Genomic DNA, 19,103 nt, shown 5'->3' on the forward strand with positions numbered 1-19,103 from the left:
CAGTGACCACTATGAAGCGCTCCCTCCTCGCCGGCCTCGCCGGCGGAGCGATGATCCTCTCCCTCGCGGCCTGCTCCAGCGGCGGCGACTCGGGCAGCGGCGAAGGCGGTGGCGAAGGCGGACTCGTCGGCGTCGCGATGCCGACGAAGTCCTCCGAGCGCTGGATCGCCGACGGCGACAACGTCAAGTCGCAGCTCGAGGAGGCCGGCTACGAGGTCGACCTGCAGTACGCAGAGGACGACATCCCCACCCAGGTCTCGCAGCTCGAGAACATGATCACCAAGGGCGCCAAGGCCCTGATCGTCGCCTCGATCGACGGCACCACCCTCACGAGCGTGCTCGAGGAGGCGGCCGCGAACGACATCCCGGTCATCGCCTACGACCGCCTGATCCGCGACTCGGAGAACGTCGACTACTACGCGACCTTCGACAACTTCAAGGTCGGCGTGCAGCAGGCCACCTCGCTCCTCGCGGGCCTGGGCCTCACCGACCTGACCGGAGCCCCCGTGGCCGACGCGCCCGCCGGCCCGTTCAACATCGAGCTGTTCGCCGGAAGCCCCGACGACAACAACGCCACGTTCTTCTTCAACGGCGCGATGGAGACCCTCAAGCCCTTCCTCGATGACGGAACCCTCGTCGTCGCGAGCGACGAGACCGAGTTCAACACCGTCGCCACGCTGCGCTGGGACCCCGAGGTCGCCCAGAGCCGCATGGAGGACATCCTGACCAAGACGTACTCCGACGGATCCAAGGTCCAGGGCGTCCTCTCGCCCTACGACGGCCTGAGCCGCGGCATCATCTCGGCCCTCACCGACGCCGGCTACACCGTGGGCACCGACTTCCCGGTCATCACCGGTCAGGACGCCGAGCTCGACTCCGTCAAGGCGATCATCTCGGGCGAGCAGTACGCCACGATCTACAAGGACACCCGCGAGCTCGCCAAGGAGGCCGTGCTCATGGCGCAGGCCGTCCTCGAGGGCTCCGAGCCCGAGGTCAACGACACCGAGACCTACGACAACGGCGAGAAGATCGTCCCGTCGTACCTGCTCGAGCCGGTCATCGTGACCAAGGACGACATCGAGTCGGTCCTGGTCGACGGCGGCTACTACACCGACGCCGAAATCAACGGTTAAGTCGCGAACCTCGGTGGGGTGATCTGCGGCGTTGTCGTCGGTTGCGATACCTCCGGTATCGCGCCCTCCTCCGCCTTGCAGCTCACCCCACCGAGAACCGCGAAAGCCCTCCAGAGGAGGAGCTCACCGGACGCCCTCCAGACGGAGGAACCGGACGAGCTCCCCTCGGTGGGAGGAGCTGACGCGTCACTCCTCTTATAAGAGGGGTGGAAGCGAGCCGGGCCTCCTCCGAGGGGCCGTGACCGGATCGGCGCCCGAGGGCGCGGGTCGGTACTGAGAGATCCGAGCCGGGTCCCCGAGAGGGGGCCCGGCTCCCTGAAGGAGTGAGGCGTAGTGAGCACCAACATTCTCGAGATGCGCGGGATCACCAAGACGTTCCCGGGCGTCAAAGCGCTGCAGGACGTGACCCTGAACGCCGCGCGCGGCGAGGTGCACGCGATCTGCGGCGAGAACGGCGCCGGCAAGTCGACGCTGATGAAGGTCCTGTCCGGGGTCTACCCGCACGGGACGTACGAGGGCGACATCGTCTTCGAGGGCGACGTGATGCAGTTCGGCAGCATCCGCGACTCGGAGGCCAAGGGCATCGTCATCATCCACCAGGAGCTGGCCCTCAGCCCCTACCTCTCGATCGCCGAGAACATCTTCCTCGGCAACGAGGTCCGCGGCTTCGCGGGGCTGATCGACTGGAACAAGACCAACCAGGAGGCGGCCGCGCTGCTCGCCCGGGTGGGTCTGAAGGAGAACCCGACGACGAAGATCCAGGAGATCGGAGTCGGCAAGCAGCAGCTCGTCGAGATCGCCAAGGCGCTCTCCAAGCGGGTCAAGCTGCTCATCCTCGACGAGCCCACCGCGGCGCTCAACGACGAGGACTCGGACCACCTGCTCGACCTGATCCTGCACCTCAAGGAGCAGGGCATCACGTCGCTGATCATCAGCCACAAGCTGAACGAGATCAAGAAGATCGCGGACACCGTCACGGTCATCCGCGACGGCAAGACGATCGAGACGATCGCGCACGACGACGTGACCGAGGACCGGATCATCAAGGACATGGTCGGCCGCGACCTCGACCACCGGTACCCGGACCACACCCCGCACATCGGCGAGGAGATCCTCCGCGTCGTGGACTGGACGGCCCACCACCCGCAGGACCCGACGCGCGTCATGGTCGACAAGGTGAACCTCACGGTGCACCGCGGCGAGATCGTCGGCATCGCCGGCCTCATGGGCGCCGGGCGCACCGAGTTCGCGATGAGCCTCTTCGGCCGCTCCTACGGCAGCCGCATCTCGGGCCAGGTCTTCAAGGCCGGCAAGGAGATCAAGATGCGCAACGTGTCGGAGGCGATCGCCCACGGGCTCGCCTACGCCACGGAGGACCGCAAGCACTACGGCCTCAACCTCATCGACGACATCAAGCGGAACATCTCGCTGGCCTCGCTCGAGAAGGTGTCGAAGGGCGGACTCGTCGACGACAACCGCGAGTTCGAGGTCGCCAACGAGTACCGCGGCAGCATGAACATCAAGTCGCCGACCGTGCTCGCCAAGACCGGCAAGCTCTCGGGCGGCAACCAGCAGAAGGTCGTCCTGTCGAAGTGGATCTACTCCGACCCCGACGTCCTGATCCTCGACGAGCCCACCCGCGGCATCGACGTGGGAGCGAAGTACGAGATCTACACCATCATCAACAAGCTCGCGGCCGCGGGTAAGGGGATCATCGTCATCTCCTCCGAGCTCCCTGAGCTCCTCGGCATCTGCGACCGCGTGTACGCGCTGTCGGAAGGCCGCATCACGGGCGAGCTGCCCATCGCCGAGGCGACCCCCGAGGCGGTCCTCACCCTCATGACCCAGGAGAAGCAACGATGACCGATCTGCAGAACACCCCGCCCACTGCGGCGGGTGCGCAGGTGAACCCCACCGAGAACGCGTTCACGAAGCGCCTCAGCCACGTGCTGGGCGACCTCGGCAAGAACGGCATCTTCATCGCCCTCATCGTGGTGGTGCTGCTGTTCCAGATCATGACCAACGGGATCCTCCTGCGCCCGCAGAACATCTCGAACCTGATCGTCCAGAACGGCTACATCCTGATCCTCGCCATCGGCATGGTGATGGTCATCGTGGCCGGCCACATCGACCTCTCGGTCGGCTCGGTCGCCGCGTTCGTCGGAGCCGTCTCCGGAGTCTTCGCCGTGACCATGGGCCTCCCGTGGTGGCTCTCGATCGTGCTGTCGCTGGCGATCGGCGCCCTGGTCGGAGCCTGGCAGGGCTTCTGGATCGCGTACGTGGGGATACCCGCGTTCATCGTGACCTTGGCGGGCATGCTGATCTTCCGCGGTCTCGCGCTCGTCGTCCTCGGCAACGCGAACATCGGCTCGTTCCCGATCGAGTACCGCGCGCTGGGCAACGGCTTCCTCACCGACCTGTTCGGCGAGACCGCACTCGACCCGCTGTCGCTCGGAGTCGGCGCGCTGGCCATCATCGCCTTCGCCGTGCAGTCGCTGCGCACCCGCCGCGGCCGCCAGAAGTACAACCAGAGCGTCGAGCCGGGCGCCTGGTTCGTCACCAAGCTCGTCCTCGTCGCGCTCGTCATCGGCGCCTTCGCCTTCGCGCTCTCCACCTTCAAGGGCATCCCGGTGACCCTGATCGTGCTGGCCGTGCTGGTGCTGGTCTACGGCGTCGTGATGAACCGCTCGGTCTTCGGCCGCCACGTCTACGCCATCGGCGGCAACCTGCACGCCGCGGAGCTCTCGGGCATCAAGACGCGCAACGTCACCTTCTGGCTGTTCGTCAACATGGGCGTCCTCGCGGCGCTGGCCGGACTCGTCTTCACCGCCCGCCTGAACCTCGCGGGCCCGAAGGCCGGAGACGGCTTCGAGCTCGAGGCCATCTCGGCCGCCTTCATCGGCGGCGCGGCGGTCCAGGGCGGCGTCGGCACCATCGGCGGCGCGATCCTCGGCGGTCTGATCATCGGCGTCCTGAACAACGGCATGTCGATCATGGGCATCGGCATCGAGTGGCAGCAGGCGGTCAAGGGCCTCGTGCTCCTGCTCGCGGTCGCCTTCGACGTCTACAACAAGCGCCGCGCCGGCGGACGCTGATCGGAGTCCCGTGCCCGACTGGTCGCGGTTCCTCCCGCTGAGCGCTCGGCCCGACGTCGACGAGTCGGGGGTCAGCAACGACTGGCGCCCGCTCGTCGCCGATCGGCTCGACCGCCTGGCAGCACTGGCCGCCTCCCCTCCTTCCTGGAGGGCGAGGCGGCCGGTGCCGTCTCCGCCCCCTCCGCCTCTCCCGTCCCCGCCTCCGCGGTGCTCGGCGAGCTCGTCGTCCGGCTCTCGAGCAGCACCGGGCAGCGCTTCGCCACCCGCGTCGGCGCCCGCGAGGCGAGCACCCCTCCCCTGTCGTCCGAGATCCCCGGCACCCTCGCGGCCCTCGCCGCGGCCCGCCGCTCCGGCTCCGGATCCCGTGGCATCGCCGACCTGGTCGACGTGGTCCGCGTCGAGCTGAGCCTCGTCACCGGCGTCGACCTGCCGCCCCGCGTCTCGGGCGCGATCGCCATGGAGCGGATGCAGCGTGCACCGCTCCCGATCCGCGCGGCGATCCGGGGCCGCTCGCTCGCCGCCACCGACGCGGGCTGGGAGCTGGGCCTGGGCCCCGCGGTCCGCGCGCCGGCCGAGGTGCTGCTGCGCTTCCTCCTGGGCCTCGGGCCGTTCCCGGAGGCGCCGGGTCCCGAGGCGTAGGGCCGGGTCGCCCACTCCCCGCGGAGGCCCCGCACGAAATGCAGGGCCGAGTGCGATCTGCAGGGCGGTGTGCGATCCGCAGGAGATGCGGCCCCGCGGGGGTGAGTCCGGCGGAGGAATCCGCGTGCCGGCTCGGATCCCCTGCGGATCGTGCACCAGCCACTCCGGTCTCGCACACCGCCGACCTCGGCACGTCCGGGTGAGCAGGACGTCGTATCGCGCCCGTAGCATCGAGGGATGCACCGCTCGCTGCCGAGAAGCTCACCGTCGTCCCGCGGAGTCGATGCCGCCGGCGTCCTCGCCCTCATCGACTCCCTCGACGCGGCACCGGAGATCGAGCCGCACGGCTTCGTCCTCGTGCGCGGCGGCAGCGTGGTGGCCGAGGGCTGGTGGGCGCCGTACACCGCCGAGCGGCTGCACCTCCTCTACTCCTACTCGAAGAGCTTCACCGCGACCGCCGTCGCACTGGCCGTCGCCGAGGGCCTCGTCGACCTCGACGCCACCGTGCTCTCGTACTTCTCCGAGCTCGACGACGAGGTGACGGATCCGCGCTCGCGCTCGATCCGCGTCCGTCACGTGCTCGCGATGGCCAGCGGGCACCGCGAGGAGACGATCGACCGAGCGCGCGCGATCGATCCGGTCGACATGGTCCGGGGCTTCCTGCTCCTGCCGCCCGAGGAGGAGCCCGGTAGCGTCTTCGCCTACAACCAGCCGTGCACCTTCGCGGCCGCCGCGATCGTGCAGCGGGTGAGCGGCGGGTCGCTCGTCGACTTCCTCCGCCCGCGGCTGCTCGATCCGCTCGGCATCGGCGAGGTCGCCTGGACGCGCGACGCCTCCGGCCGCGAGATCGGCTACAGCGGGCTGCACGCCACGACCGAGGCCGCCGCGGCGCTCGGCCTCCTCTACCTGCAGGAGGGGCGCTGGGGATCGGAGCAGCTCCTCGACCCCGCGTGGGTGGCGGAAGCCTCGACGGCGCAGGTGCCGACGCCCGCCGAGGGGAACGCCGACTGGAGGCAGGGCTACGGCTTCCAGTTCTGGCGCTCGAGCCACGGGTACCGGGCCGACGGCGCCTACGGGCAGTTCGGCCTCGTGCTGCCCGAGCACGACGCGGTCCTCGCGATCACCGGGCAGACGACCGACACCGAGGGGCTGCTGGCGCGCGTCTGGGAGCACCTGCTGCCGGCGCTCCTGCCCTCGGGCTCGCCGGTTCCGAGCGGTGCGGAGCAGGCGCTCGCGAGACGTCTCGGAGCGCTCGGCCTGCCTCCGCTCGCGCCCGTCGCCGGCGATGTCGCGCCCGGCCGCTTCCGGCCCTCCCACTCCGACGTCCTCTCGCTCACCGGTCTCGAGATCTCGGCGGAGCGGAGCGGATGGACGCTCGCGCTGATCGAGGGCGAGGACCGGCTCCTCGTCGCTCCGGGATCCGGGGAGTGGACGACCACGGGCGTGCTCGCGGCGAGCGCCGGCCGCGCCCCCGGCGGCGAGCTGCTCGTCGACGTGCTGTTCCTCGAGACTCCGCACCGGCTGCACCTCGTGCTCGACGCCGCCGCGGGCACCTTCACCGCCCGCTGGCGCACGGATCCGCTGCACGGCGGACCGCTCCGGGAGCTGCGCGCCCCGCGCTGAGCGGTCCGCCCCGGAGTCCTGGGCGATCCGCCCTGCCGCATGTTGACGTCACCATGTACGGTGGGACGCGGGACCTGTTCGCGAGAACACTCCCGAGGTCCCCGTGCAAAGGAGCACAGCATGACGCCCAGGAAGAGACCGTTCGGATGGGCGGTGACGGCTCTCGTCGTCACCGGCCTGCTGGCCGCAGGAGCGCCGGCCGTCGCGGCCGCGCCGCTCGCGAGCACGGTGGTGACCGATCCCGCCGACGGGGTCCCGCGCGCGGATCCGCCGCCCGTGTACGACTCCTACCCCGCGATCCAGGATCCGGGGCGGAGTGCGGCCGGCTACTTCCAGCCGAGCTGGTACGACACCGACGGGCGCCACATCCAGGCGCACGGCGGGCAGATCGTGACCGTCCAGGAGGACGGCGCTGACGTGCACTACTGGTACGGCGAGGACCGCACGAAGGGGTACTACAACTCCCCCGGAGTCGCCGTGTACCGCTCGACCGACGGGCTGAACTGGGAGAACCGCGGCACGGCGCTGCGCAGCGTCCAGGCTCCCGAGGAGCTCGAGCAGCCCTACTTCGACGCCCTCTACGACACGGTCGACGACGCGGGCACCCCGCGCGCCGACCGCATCGCCGAGATCGACTACCACCTCGACACGAACCAGACCTCCCCCAACACCGCGATCTTCGAGCGCCCGAAGGTGCTCTACAACGAGAAGAACGACCAGTGGGTGATGTGGTGGCACTCCGACGGCCGGATCACACCGGGCGGCAGCACCTACGCGCGCTCGATGGCCGCGGTCGCGGTGTCGGACAGCCCGACCGGCCCGTTCACCATGACCGGCGCGTACCGCCTCTACAACCGCACCGACTACAAGGCGTGCATCTCGGCGGCCGTGCCGGGGCAGGCCCGTGACATGACCGTCTTCCAGGACGAGGACGGCACCGCCTACATCTCCTACTCCTCGGAGGAGAACCGGAGCCTGTACATCGCGAAGCTCGACGCGGACTACACGAACGTCGAGCGCACGACGACGACCGACACCCTCGATGCGAACCAGTACTCGGCCGACGGCCGGTACCCGTACGTCTTCGCCGACGGGACGCCCGGCGCCCCGGTCCGCGGCACCGACTTCCAGATCGTGAAGGAGTGCGGCGTCCTCGAGGCTCCCGCGATCTTCACCGAGGGCGGGAAGTACTTCACGCTCGCCTCGGGAGCGACCGGATGGGCGCCGAACCCGCAGACCTACTACACGGCCGACAGCGTGCTCGGACCGTGGATCCGCGGCGTCCAGGCCGGCGACCCCTCCGAGAACGTGCCCTACAACCAGATCCCCGAGGGCGGCGACGGCCTCCTCTCTGTCGGCGACACCCGCAAGACCACCTTCGGCTCGCAGTCGACGGACGTCCTGACGCTGGGCCCGGGGAAGCACGTCTACCTGGGCGACCGGTGGAACGACGGCGCCGCCGACTCGAACTACGTCTGGCTGCCGATGACCATCGGCGAGAACGGCCGACTCGAGATGCGCAATCCCGCCGTCGAGGACCCGGCGCGCTGGGCCGACGGCTGGGACGCGTCCTACTGGGACGACAAGGGCGTCGGGGCCGGCCTCTGGTCGGTCGTCGACGACCGCCTCCCCGAGACGGTCACCCGCGCGGCCGACATCGGGGCCTCCCTCCCCGCGACCGTGTCGGTCCGCTCCCCCGGCGGCACGCGCGACACCGCGGTCGACTGGGAGCCGACCGGGCCGAACGTCCTCGGCACGCTGCAGGTGACGGGCGTGCTCGCCGGTGACGCCGAGTACTCGGACGGCCGTCGCTTCACGCGCACCGTCGAGGTGGCCGAGCCCGGCATCGTGAACCTCGCGCGTCAGTCCGCGGTGACCGCATCGAGCCGCGCCGATCTGGCTCCGAAGCTGATCGACGGCGACGTGAAGGGCAAGGGCTGGGACGACTGGACCTCCTCCGGATACCCGCGCGACAGCCGCCTCACGTTCTCGTGGGGCTCGCCGCAGGACCTCGACTCGCTCACGGTGCACACGTTCAAGGACGGGGCTGCGACCTGGCCCTCGAAGGTCGAGGTCGAGTACCAGGTCGACGGAGCCTGGCGCACGTCGACCGTCTCGGCGACGCTGACGCAGGTGGCCGCCGATGCCGCACCGACCGTGGCGCTGGATCTCTCCTCCCTCCCCGACACCGCGGCCGTGCGCCTGCACCTCACCAGTGCGGCGAACACGTGGCAGTCGATCTCGGAGGTCGAGATCTGGGGCGATGCTCCTCCGGTGAACCTCTGCCGGATCCCGGGGGCGAGCGTGCGCGCCTCGTTCAGCCAGACGGAGTGGTCGACGCTCCCCGCGGCGAACGCCTGCGACGGGAGCTCGGCGACCGCCTGGTCGACCTGGTCCGGGACCGCGCTTAAGAGCAGCTCGGACTTCACGCTCACCCTCGCCGAGGCGCACCGCGTCGACCGGCTGACGTTCACGAACACGGAGGGCACCCTCGCCTCGGCGAGCGTCGCCTACCGCGGCACCGACGGCGTCTGGCGACCGACCACCGCGCAGGCCGCTCCGGTCGCGGCGAACGGCTCGGCCACCACGCTCTCCTTCGGCGCGGTGACGGCGACGGGGCTGCGGATCACGTTCGCGACTCCGAACTCGTACGTGAAGATCCCCGAGATCGTGGTGCCGGAGGCCGCCGCGCCCGCGCTCGTGGTGCCGGTGACCGTCTCGACCCGGTGCATCGCCGGGAAGGCGTACCTGTCGGTCACGGCGACGAACGGATCCGCGGCGCCCGTCGACGTGACGATCCGCTCGAGCTACGGCCAGAAGGCGTTCACGCAGGTGGCGGTCGGAGCGAACGCGACGCACACGTTCACGACGCGCCAGAAGACCGCTCCGGCGGGTGAGGTCGTCGTGACCGCCGTCGGCGGCGGCGAGACGCTCGAGCAGAGCGCCGCGTACCCGCCGCGGAGCTGCTGACCGGGAGCGCAGCGCAGGAGCCCCGGTCGGGCGGAGGAACCCCTCCCGCGGCCGGGGCTCCTGCACGTCCAGGGGTCCCGCCGCCGCGTGCACCGGACGAGGGGTCTCGGTGGAGCGGGCAGCGCTGGTACCAAGGAGAGCCGCTCCGACGACGCACGGCAGAACCAGGAACCACCCGTGATCCACCGCACCCGCACCGCCGCCCTCGCCGCGGCCGCCCCCACCGCCGGCCTCGTGCTGGCCCTCTTCTTCGCGACGGCCGCGGCGGCTCCGGAGGCGGTTCCGCCGTCGGCACCGGCGCCGACGGCGACGAGCGCGGCTGCGGACGTCCCTGCTCCGGCCGCCGACCCGATCAGCGGGGTGCGCTCGAGCGGGATGACCGACGAGGGAGTCGCGACACCCGTCGCGCCTGCACCCGACGGCCTCTCCGACGGCCTCTCCGGCGGGGAACCGGTCGGGACCGCTCCCCGGGAGTCCCCCGTCGGGTCGGCGCTGCCCGTCGAGCAGGGGCCGGTCGAGCAGGCGCCCGTCGAGCAGGCGCCCGTCGATCCGGGGCCGGATCCCGTCGAGCAGGGAGCGGGCGGCGTCGACGTGGGTGTCGCGATCGACCCGCCGTCGGATCCCGGCGCGCTCGCGATGACCGTCGCGGGCGACGCGGCGGCGCTGTCCGAGTCGGGGAGCACGGCCGCGGTCCGCCGCTTCGTCGGAGCACTGCCGACGGTGACCGTGCGCGACACCCGCACACCCGTCGCGGACCGCCCGGGCTGGTCGGTGCTCGGCTCCGCGACCGCCCTCACCGGGACGAGCGGTCAGCCGCCGATCGGGGTCGAGCACCTCGGCTGGACCCCGCGCCTGCTCGAGGGCGACGACGCCGCGGCGGGGCCCGTGGCGCTCACGGTCCTGGACGGCGGATCGGCCGGGCCGCGCCCCGGACTCGTCGAGGCCCCGCTTCTGTCGATCGCCGAGGGCGCCCGGCCCGGCCGGTGGACGGCCGACGCCGAGCTGATCCTGCGGACGCCGGCGGGCGTCCGGGCGGGTCGGTACACCGCGGTGCTCACGCTGTCGCTCTTCGAGTGAGCGGGCCCGCTCGAGCACACCGCCTCCGACGACACCGTGCTGAACGTGCGCGGATCCCGGCCCGACGGCGGACTCCCACGAGATGCAACTCCCCTCCGCTTCCCACCGCGTGTCGCGTACCGGAGTGGCATCCTGCGTCGCCCCGGAAGGCCGGAGGACAACCGGGCACGGAATGCGCTTGCCCCCGGTGGAGGAGCGGTCCTACACTCTGGTAAACGCTTTCCGCCCGGCCTCTCCGCCGGTCGCAGCACCGCACATCAGAAGGGCCTCCCGTGTCAGAGTCGACCACCCCCGCCACCGCCGCGCCGCGCACCCTCGGCATCATCATGAACGGCGTCTCGGGCCGCATGGGCTACCGCCAGCACCTCGTCCGCTCGATCCTCGCGATCCGCGAGCAGGGCGGCGTGCTGCTCTCGGACGGCACCCGCGTGCAGCTCGAGCCGCTGCTCGTCGGCCGCAGCGAGGCCAAGCTCGCCGAGCTCGCCGCCCGTCACGGCCTGGAGCACTGGACCACCGATCTCGACGCCGCCCTCGCCGACCCGAAGTGGCAGATCTACGCGGACTTCCTCGTCACCAAGGCGCGCGTCCCCGCGCTGAAGAAGGCCATCGCCGCGGGCAAGGACATCTACACCGAGAAGCCCACGGCCGAGAGCTACGCCGAGGCCCTCGAGCTCGCCGAGCTGGCCAAGGAGGCCGGCATCAAGAACGGCGTCGTGCACGACAAGCTCTACCTGCCGGGGCTGCAGAAGCTCAAGCGCCTCATCGACTCCGGATTCTTCGGCCGCATCCTCTCGGTGCGCGGCGAGTTCGGCTACTGGGTCTTCGAGGGCGACTGGCAGGACGCTCAGCGCCCCAGCTGGAACTACCGCAAGGAGGACGGCGGCGGCATCATCGTCGACATGTTCCCGCACTGGAACTACGTGCTCGAGAACCTGTTCGGCGCCGTCGAGGGCGTCTACGCCAAGGCCGCGACCCACATCCCCGTGCGCGTCGACGAGAACGGCGACGAGTACACGGCGACCGCCGACGACGCGGCCTACGCGATCTTCGACGTCGCCGGCGGTGCGACCGTGCAGCTGAACTCCTCCTGGGCCGTGCGCGTGAACCGCCCGGAGCTCGTCGAGTTCCAGGTCGACGGCACGCTCGGCAGCGCGGTCGTCGGGCTCTTCGGCGCCAAGGTGCAGCCGCGCGTCGCGACTCCCAAGCCCACCTGGAACCCCGATCTGCCCGAGCAGCACGTCTACGCCGAGGACTGGCAGGAGCTGCCCGTCAACGACGTCTTCGAGAACGGCTTCAAGACGCAGTGGGAGGAGTTCATCCGCCACGTGGTCGAGAACGGCCCGCACCCCTACGACTTCTTCGCCGGCGCCCGCGGCGTCCGCCTCGCCGAGCTCGGCCTCGAGTCGGCGCGCGACGGCCGCCGCATCGACATCGCCGCGCTCGACGCCGAGGCCGACGAGCGCGCCCTCGCCGCCTCCGCCCCGAGCGAGGTCGCTCCGTGACCGACGTCACGCTGATCGCGCCGGACGGATCGCTCCGCGCGCACACTGTCTCCCCCGCCCCGGACCTCGTGCGCCCCCGCCGCCCGCTCGGCGCCCGGGTCGCCTACGCGGCCGCGCATGTGGTCCCGGTCACCTGGGCCGAGAACACGCCCGGGAGCCCCGCCACCGTCGACTGGGACGCGACGCTCGCATTCCGGCACCACGTCTGGTCGTGGGGCCTCGGAGTCGCGGACGCCATGGACACCGCCCAGCGCAACATGGGCATGGACTGGGCCGCGACGACCGAGCTCATCCGCCGCAGCGGCGCCGAGGCCGCCTCGGTCGGCGGCGACGTCGTGGTCGGAGTGAACACCGACCAGCTCACCGACGACGTCGTGCCGCTCGAGCGCGTCATCGACGCCTACCTCGAGCAGCTCGAGGTCGCGGAGGACGCCGGAGTGGGCGTGGTCCTGATGGCCAGCCGCCACCTCGCGCGGGCGGCGCAGTCGGGCGAGGACTACGAGCGCGTCTACCGCGCCGTGCTCGAGCGGGCGTCGCGCCCGGTCGTCCTGCACTGGCTCGGACCGGCCTTCGACTCCGTCCTCACCGGCTACTTCGGCTCCGAGGACGTCGCCACGGCGTCGGACACCGTGATCCGCATCATGGAGGACAACCTCGCGAAGGTCCGCGGCATCAAGATGTCGCTGCTCGACGCGGACGCCGAGATCGCCGTGCGCGCGCGGCTCCCGCTCGGCGCGACCCTCTTCACGGGCGACGACTTCAACTACGTCGGCCTCATCGAGGGCGGGCAGGACGCCGACGGCGAGGTGCGCCACTCCGACGCCCTCCTCGGCGCGTTCGCCGCCTTCGCACCCAACGCCTCCGCCGCGATCCAGGCGCTCGACGCGGACGACGTCGAGGCCTACCGCCGGATCCTCGGGCCGACCGAGGCCCTCGCGCGCCAGGTCTTCGCCGCTCCGACGCAGTACTACAAGACCGGTGTCGCGTTCCTGTCGTGGCTGAACGGCCACCAGAGCGCGTTCTCGATGGTCGGCGGGCTGCACTCCGCCCGCTCGCTGCCGCACCTGTCCGAGATCGTGCGGCTGGCCGACGAGGCCGGGGCGCTCGAGCGTCCGGAGCTCGCGGCCGCCCGGTGGACCGGGATGCTCGCCGTGAACGGCGTCGACGCGCTCCGGACGGTGCTCGCATGACCGCCCTCGAGCCGGTCGTCGCCGCCGGAGCCGGCACCGTGCATCCGCGGCTGTCCCTGAACCAGGCGACGATCAAGCTCGCCTCGCTGCGGGAGGCTCTCGACGTCACCGCTCGCGCCGGCTACTCCTCGATCGGCCTGTGGCGCGAGCCCGTGGCCGAGGTGGGCATGGCGGAGGCCATGCGCCTGGTCGCCGAGAGCGGCCTGCGCGTGTCGAGCCTCTGCCGCGGCGGCTTCTTCACGGTCCCGGAGGGGCCGGAGCGGCGCGCGGCGCTGGACGAGAACCGCCGCGCGATCGACGAGGCCGCGGCCCTCGGCGCTCCGGCGCTCGTGCTCGTCGCGGGAGGACTGCCCGAGGGCTCGCGCGACCTCGTCGGCGCGCGCGCCCGGGTGTCGGAGGCGCTGGCCGAGCTCGCGGGCTACGCGCGCGGCACCGGAGTGCAGCTGGCGATCGAGCCGCTGCACCCCATGTACGCGTCCGACCGCGCCGTCGTCTCGACGCTGGGCCAGGCGCTGGATCTCGCCGCGCCCTTCGATCCCGCCGCGGTCGGTGTGGTCGTCGACACGTTCCACGTCTGGTGGGACCCGCAGGTGCTGCCGCAGATCGCCCGCGCAGGCGCCGAGGGGCGCATCGCCTCGTACCAGGTGTGCGACTGGGCTACTCCGCTGGCCGCCGACGTGCTGCTCTCGCGGCACTACGTGGGCGAGGGCGTCATCGACTTCCCGCTGTTGACGCGGGCGGTCGTCGAGGCCGGCTACACCGGGGACATCGAGGTCGAGATCTTCCACCGGGACGTCTGGGACACCCCGTACCCGGACGTCGCGGCCAAGGTCGCCGCCGGCTTCGCGGAGCACGTGGCGCCGCACCTCTGAGGCGCGCGGCGCGCGCAGGTCGGTCGAGCGCTGGTCGGTCGAGCGCTGATCAGTCCTGCGCGAGAGCCAGGGTGACGACGAGCGCCGAGTGGACCGACGGCTCCGAGACGGCGAAGTAGCGCTCGGAGCCGTCGATCCAGGCCTCGGTCGCTCCTTCGCGCGTGCGGAAGCGCACCGACTCGTCCAGACCCGTTCCGCGACCGTCGGCCTTGGTGACGGCCTGCGCGCGCAGCCCCTCGAGCACCTGCTCGGCGCTCTCCCGGCCGGAGGCGATCCGCTCGCGCACCACCCGCGCACGGGCGGCGTCGATGCCCACGTCGCGACCGGTGGCCAGCGCCGCCACGACCGCGCCCTCGCAGTGCGCGATGCTGATGCGCATCCGCTCGAGCGCGGGGTGCTCGCCGCCCAGGACCGGGCGACCGTGCGGGCCGCCACAGCGAGTGCAGCGCGCCTCCACGACGACCTCGAGCGGATCGATGCCGAGGGTCTCGGCGGCGAGCTCGCGCACGAGCACGCGGCCGAGCAGGAAGCTGTCGCGCGCCTCGCGACGGCCGGTGGCCTCGAAGCGCAGGCGCTCGGCGAGGGTGAGGAGGCGGAGCATCCGGTGCCGCGAGGAGTCGAGCACCTCGGGCCGCGCCCAGCGCAGCTGGACGTCGTCGGTGGCGAGGAGGGGGAGTCCGGTCATGGACCGCACGCTACGGTCCGAAGGCGTCCTCGACGTGACCTCCGGGTGGCCGATGCGCGACGCCCTCGTGTTCACTGGAGGGGATGCAGACCTTCCTCCCCTTCCCCTCCTTCCGCGCGAGCGCCGAGAGCCTCGACGACCGCAGGCTCGGCAAGCAGCGCGTCGAGACGCTGCAGGTGATGAAGGCGCTGATCGTGCCGGGCTACGGCTGGCAGCACCACCCGGTGACCGCGATGTGGCGCGGCCATAGGCCCGCCCTGATGGCGTACCAGCGCGAGACGTGCGCCGTGTGGTCGGCCCGCGGCTTCGCCGACACGTGCCTCGAGAAGACGATGGCCGTGCTCGAGACGGTCCCCGAGGACGCCGAGGCGTACCTCCTCGGTGGATTCCCGCTGCCGCCGTGGCTGGGCCGGGAGGAGCTGCACCGGTCGCACCGGTCGAAGCTCATCGCCAAGGCCCCCGAGCACTACGCCCCGCTCTTCCCGGGGGTCCCGGACGATCTCGACTACGTCTGGCCGGTCGCGACGTCCTGACGCGTCACGCCGCGCGGCGGCGGAGGAACGGGATCGCGAGGGGGTTCCGGAGGACGCGGCCGCGGTTCGCGGTCACGAGTCCGCAGATGATCACCACGAGGTGGACCACGCAGAGCACGGCGAAGAGCGTGATCGGGATGCCGATCGGGTAGAAGGACGTCGACGGGGCGTCGGCGGTCAGGGCGAAGAGCAGCACGAAGTGCCCGACCAGCGTCAGCACCGTGACGAGGATCACCGTGAGTCCCCAGTTCGCGGCCCGGCGGCCGTTCTCGGCGGCCACTCCGCCGCGCGCTCGGGAGGAAGGGTGCACGGCCGCCATCACGATGCCGGCAACCAGCATCGAGAGGAACGGGAGGCCGGTCAGGGCGAGGAATCCGAGCGCGTAGGGCATCGCGCCGGTGGGCGGTGCGGGCTGCGGGACGGGCTGAACGGGCTGGGCCTGGTGCTCGGGCTGGGCCTGCTGCTCGGGCGGGACCCGCTGCTCGAACCGCTCGGGCTGCTCGGGCTGCTCGGGCCGTCCCTGCTGCGGACGGTGGTCAGGGTGCGGACTCGACATACCAGCACCCTAGGAGACACCCGCTGCCACGAGGAGCCCCGCTCCTCCCGCGGCTCATCCGGCCCGCAGAGCGAGCGCGGGCTCGATCCGCGCGGCGCGGAACGCCGGGCCCACCGCCGAGACCGCGCCCGCACCGACCCCGGAGGCGACGCCGACGAGCGCGCTGGCGGGGTCGAGGACCGGCGACCAGCCCTGCAGGCCGCTCAGCACCGCGGTCAGGAGGACGCCGAGCGCGAGACCTGATACCCCGCCCGCGAGTCCGATCGCCGCCCCCTCGATCAGGAACAGCAGCCGGATGTCGCGCCGGGTCGCCCCGACCGCCCGTCGGAGCGCGATCTCGCGGGTGCGCGCCGACACGGTGAGGAACATCGACGTGGCGCTGCTGAAGCAGACCAGGAGCAGGAGCACCGCCGAGATCACGAGCAGGTTCGCCGCGAGATCGCTGCTCACCCCGCGCGCGAGCAGCCGCAGGTCGGCGACGGTCTGCACCACGATCCGCTCGGGCCGTCCGGGATCGATCACGAGCGGGATCGACTCGGCGAGGGCCGCGGGACGCCCCGGCAGAGTACGGGCGACGACCTGCCGCTCGGACCGGGGCGGGACGGCCAGGTCGGTCAGCGAGACGAGGATCGACTCCGTCAGAGCCGGATCACGGGTCGAGGACGTGATGAAACCCGCGACGACGACGGCCTGGCCGGCGATCCGGATGGTGTCGCCGGTGCGTCCCACGGGGATGCCGAGGTCCTCGGCCGCTCCCGTTCCAGGAGCGCCACCGGCGACCCGTCGGCGAGGTCGAGCCAGGCGGACGCCGTCGCAGGCACGACCTCGACCAGCTCGGCGGCGAGGAAGGACTCGTCGACCGCCAGCACGGGCGCCTCGGTCGTCACCTCGTCGGGACCGAGGAAGCGCCCCGGTCGGCTCTCCGCTCCGACCAGCGACACCTTCGGACCGGCGACCACGACCCCGTCGAGGGCGGCGATCGCCGTGGCGGCCCTCCGCAGCTCGTCGTCCGAGGCCGATTCCGGCATCTGGACGGTCACCTGATCGAGTGCCGCCGCGTCGAGTCGCTGCGTGACCTGCTGAGCGGCCGTGGCGCTCATCCCGACCGAGGACACGAGCCCCGCGATCGCGAGGACGAAGGCGGCGAGGACTCCCAGCGTGCGGGCGGGCGAGAGCAGCAGGGCCGACACGGCGTCGCCCAGCGCCCACGCCGGTCCCCGGCGACCCGACCGGCGGGCCGCCGGTCCCGCCTCGGCGGACGGCGCGGCCGCCGGCGCGGCCTCGGAGGACGGCGAACCCCCCGGTCCGGCCGCGGAGGACGCGCCGCTGACGGACGCGATCGCGCCGTCCTCGAGCCGGATCGAGCGTCCGGCCACCGCGGCGACCTCCGCCGAGTGCGTGATCAGCACGACGGTGACTCCGGAGCGGTGGAGCTCCACGAGCAGGTCCATCACGACCGCCGTCGTCGCCGAGTCGAGGTTGCCGGTGGGCTCGTCCGCGAGGACGACCGCGGGTCGGCCGACGACCGCACGGGCAAGCGCGACGCGCTGGCGCTCCCCGCCCGAGAGGGTGGCCGCCGACTGCTCCGCCAGCCGCAGGAGGCCGAACCGGTCGAGCACGTCGGCGACGGCGGAGATCTGCGCGTCGTGCCCCTCCCTCCGCATGCGCAGCGGCAGCGCCGCGTTGCGGGCCACGCTCTCGCGCGGCAGCACGAACGAGTCCTGGAACACGAAGCCGAACGTGCGCGAGCGCAGGACGTCCCGCTCGCGCTCGGGGAGACCCGAGACGTCCAAGCCTGCGATGCGGTACTCCCCCGAGTCGGCCGAGTCGAGCAGCCCGAGGACGTTGAGGAGCGTCGACTTCCCGGCGCCCGAGCGGCCGACGACGGCGACGAACTCCCCCTCGTGGACGTCGAGATCGATCCCCCTGAGCGCCGGCGCCCCGGCCGCACCCGCGTAGCGCCGCGAGACTCCGCGGAGGGAGAGCAGCGGAGCGGTCACGGGCTCACCACGACGCGGTCGCCCTCGACGAGTCCGGACTCCTCGCCGATCCGCACCCAGCCGTCACCCGCGCCGAGCACCTCGACGGGCACGTGCTCGCCGGGGTCGGAGCGGTCGCCGCCCCAGGCGAGGACGAATGGGGCCGTCGAGGCGTCGTGGACGGCGGCGAGCGGCACGGCGAGCACCGGCTCGCCGGCCTCCACGGTGGTGAGCATGACCGTCGACTTCTCGGCGAGGTCGGCCCAGTCCCCGGGCAGATCGACGAAGACGTCCCTGCCCGCGATGCTCTGCGCGGAGCCGTCGGAGGCGACGAACTCGCCCTGCCGCACGACGACGCCGCTCTGATCGGACCGGCCGCTCACGCGGAGGGTCACCGAGACCCCGACGGCGAACTCCTCGGCATCGAGCACGGACGCCCGCGCGACGACCCGGCGCGGGCTCGTCTGCAGCGTCGCCAGCGGGGCGTCGGCGGCGGCGGTCGCCCCGACGGCGAGCACGCTCAGGACCCCGACCGAGTCGGCGGGCAGCTGCACGATCTGGGTCACGTCGATGTAAGCCTGCGTCACCGCGGCGGCACTCGGGGCCGGGGCGGCGGACGCAGACGCGACGGGCACGGGGGCAGCCGATGCGGCGCCGGCGGGTGCGGACGCAGCAGGTACAGGAGCCGACGATGCCGTGGTGGCAGTGGTCGTCACCCCGGAGGACGACGGTGCGACGGCGTCGACGACGCGGGTCGGGAGGTCGTACCCGAGTCCGTCCCAGAGCTTCTCCGCGGCAGCCAGGGTGTTCGCGGTGAAGTCCTCGTCCACGTCGAAGTCGCCCGGGACGACCGCCTTGAGCGCCGACTCGAACGCCTGCACGTCCCGCCCCTCGTCGCCCACCTGCAGATCGCGGTAGAGCGGAGCCTCGACGTGCAGCGCGATGCGGGGCTGGTCGGCGACAGCGATCAGCAGCCGCCCGTTCGAGAGCGGGGATCCGGCCGCCGTGCCGACCTCGGTGACGTAGGGCAGCACTCCGCCGCTCACCCCGCCGAACGCCACCTTCCGGGTGTCGCCCGCGTCGACGAGCCCCTGCAGCATGCGCGGAGGATCGATGGAGCGCCGCTCGACGGCGGCATCGACCTGCGGAGGCGCCTGCATCGCGGCCTCGTCGACATCCGCGGTCGAGGGCATCGACGCTCCGATCGCGATACCCGCCGACCCCCACCAGGAGCACCACGACGACGAAC

Annotated in this window: 16 protein-coding genes; 11 read left to right on the forward strand and 5 right to left on the reverse strand. The window is 72.1% G+C overall.

All coding sequences use genetic code 11. The annotated features are described in order from the left end of the window. Positions 1-11 precede the first annotated feature (11 nt). The 10 genes from chvE (at position 12) to AC0CID_RS07885 (ending at position 14,101) form a co-directional block, all read left to right on the forward strand. On the forward strand, positions 12-1,133 hold the full coding sequence (gene chvE, locus AC0CID_RS07840) for a multiple monosaccharide ABC transporter substrate-binding protein (protein WP_242683162.1): 1,122 nt from the start codon (positions 12-14) through the stop codon (positions 1,131-1,133). Between the two features lie 333 nt (positions 1,134-1,466). Next, the gene (gene mmsA, locus AC0CID_RS07845; protein ID WP_055791163.1) at positions 1,467-2,996 is read left to right on the forward strand and encodes a multiple monosaccharide ABC transporter ATP-binding protein; all 1,530 of its coding nucleotides are present in this window, start codon (positions 1,467-1,469) and stop codon (positions 2,994-2,996) included. Then, positions 2,993-4,228: a multiple monosaccharide ABC transporter permease gene (gene mmsB / locus AC0CID_RS07850; protein WP_251944931.1), complete on the forward strand. Its 1,236-nt coding sequence runs from the start codon at positions 2,993-2,995 to the stop codon at positions 4,226-4,228. The genes mmsA and mmsB overlap by 4 nt, the downstream gene beginning before the upstream one ends. 207 nt (positions 4,229-4,435) lie before the next feature. Beyond that, positions 4,436-4,867: a hypothetical protein gene (locus AC0CID_RS07855; RefSeq protein WP_465226352.1), complete on the forward strand. Its 432-nt coding sequence runs from the start codon at positions 4,436-4,438 to the stop codon at positions 4,865-4,867. 237 nt (positions 4,868-5,104) lie between these two features. Then, entirely contained in the window at positions 5,105-6,490 is a 1,386-nt protein-coding gene (locus AC0CID_RS07860) for a serine hydrolase domain-containing protein (RefSeq protein WP_465226353.1), read from the forward strand. A gap of 120 nt (positions 6,491-6,610) precedes the next feature. Continuing rightward, the gene (locus AC0CID_RS07865) at positions 6,611-9,460 is read left to right on the forward strand and encodes a discoidin domain-containing protein (protein ID WP_465226354.1); all 2,850 of its coding nucleotides are present in this window, start codon (positions 6,611-6,613) and stop codon (positions 9,458-9,460) included. Between the two features lie 177 nt (positions 9,461-9,637). After that, entirely contained in the window at positions 9,638-10,537 is a 900-nt protein-coding gene (locus tag AC0CID_RS07870; protein ID WP_465226355.1) for a hypothetical protein, read from the forward strand. 326 nt (positions 10,538-10,863) lie between these two features. Next, positions 10,864-12,039: a Gfo/Idh/MocA family protein gene (locus AC0CID_RS07875; protein ID WP_207405284.1), complete on the forward strand. Its 1,176-nt coding sequence runs from the start codon at positions 10,864-10,866 to the stop codon at positions 12,037-12,039. Further along, positions 12,036-13,229, forward strand: a complete 1,194-nt coding sequence (locus tag AC0CID_RS07880) for a DUF993 family protein (protein WP_465226356.1) — start codon at positions 12,036-12,038, stop codon at positions 13,227-13,229. The genes AC0CID_RS07875 and AC0CID_RS07880 overlap by 4 nt, the downstream gene beginning before the upstream one ends. After that, positions 13,226-14,101 (forward strand): sugar phosphate isomerase/epimerase family protein, encoded by an 876-nt coding sequence (locus tag AC0CID_RS07885; protein ID WP_207405205.1) that lies wholly within the window; start codon positions 13,226-13,228, stop codon positions 14,099-14,101. The genes AC0CID_RS07880 and AC0CID_RS07885 overlap by 4 nt, the downstream gene beginning before the upstream one ends. A 49-nt stretch (positions 14,102-14,150) precedes the next feature. Here AC0CID_RS07885 and AC0CID_RS07890 read toward each other — a convergent pair whose 3' ends face one another. After that, positions 14,151-14,786, reverse strand: coding sequence for a 4'-phosphopantetheinyl transferase family protein (locus AC0CID_RS07890; protein ID WP_465226357.1), 636 nt, complete (start codon positions 14,784-14,786; stop codon positions 14,151-14,153). 83 nt (positions 14,787-14,869) lie between these two features. On the opposite strand from AC0CID_RS07890, the gene AC0CID_RS07895 reads away from it, so the two are divergent. Then, a complete protein-coding gene (locus tag AC0CID_RS07895; protein ID WP_465226358.1) occupies positions 14,870-15,319 on the forward strand; it encodes an MSMEG_6728 family protein in 450 nt (149 codons plus the stop codon). Positions 15,320-15,323: 4 nt separating this feature from the next. Here AC0CID_RS07895 and AC0CID_RS07900 read toward each other — a convergent pair whose 3' ends face one another. The 4 genes from AC0CID_RS07900 to AC0CID_RS07915 are packed head-to-tail and all read right to left on the reverse strand — an operon-like array spanning position 15,324 to position 19,047. Then, entirely contained in the window at positions 15,324-15,875 is a 552-nt protein-coding gene (locus AC0CID_RS07900; protein WP_465226359.1) for a DUF4870 domain-containing protein, read from the reverse strand. Positions 15,876-15,929: 54 nt separating this feature from the next. Further along, entirely contained in the window at positions 15,930-16,604 is a 675-nt protein-coding gene (locus tag AC0CID_RS07905; protein ID WP_465226360.1) for an ABC transporter permease, read from the reverse strand. After that, positions 16,514-17,875 (reverse strand): ABC transporter ATP-binding protein/permease, encoded by a 1,362-nt coding sequence (locus tag AC0CID_RS07910; RefSeq protein ID WP_465226361.1) that lies wholly within the window; start codon positions 17,873-17,875, stop codon positions 16,514-16,516. Before AC0CID_RS07910 ends, AC0CID_RS07905 begins: the two co-directional genes overlap by 91 nt. Further along, a complete protein-coding gene (locus AC0CID_RS07915) occupies positions 17,872-19,047 on the reverse strand; it encodes an efflux RND transporter periplasmic adaptor subunit (RefSeq protein WP_465226362.1) in 1,176 nt (391 codons plus the stop codon). Before AC0CID_RS07915 ends, AC0CID_RS07910 begins: the two co-directional genes overlap by 4 nt. Between the last annotated feature and the right edge of the window lie 56 nt (positions 19,048-19,103).

The sequence above is a fragment of the Rathayibacter sp. AC451 genome (assembly GCF_979253095.1).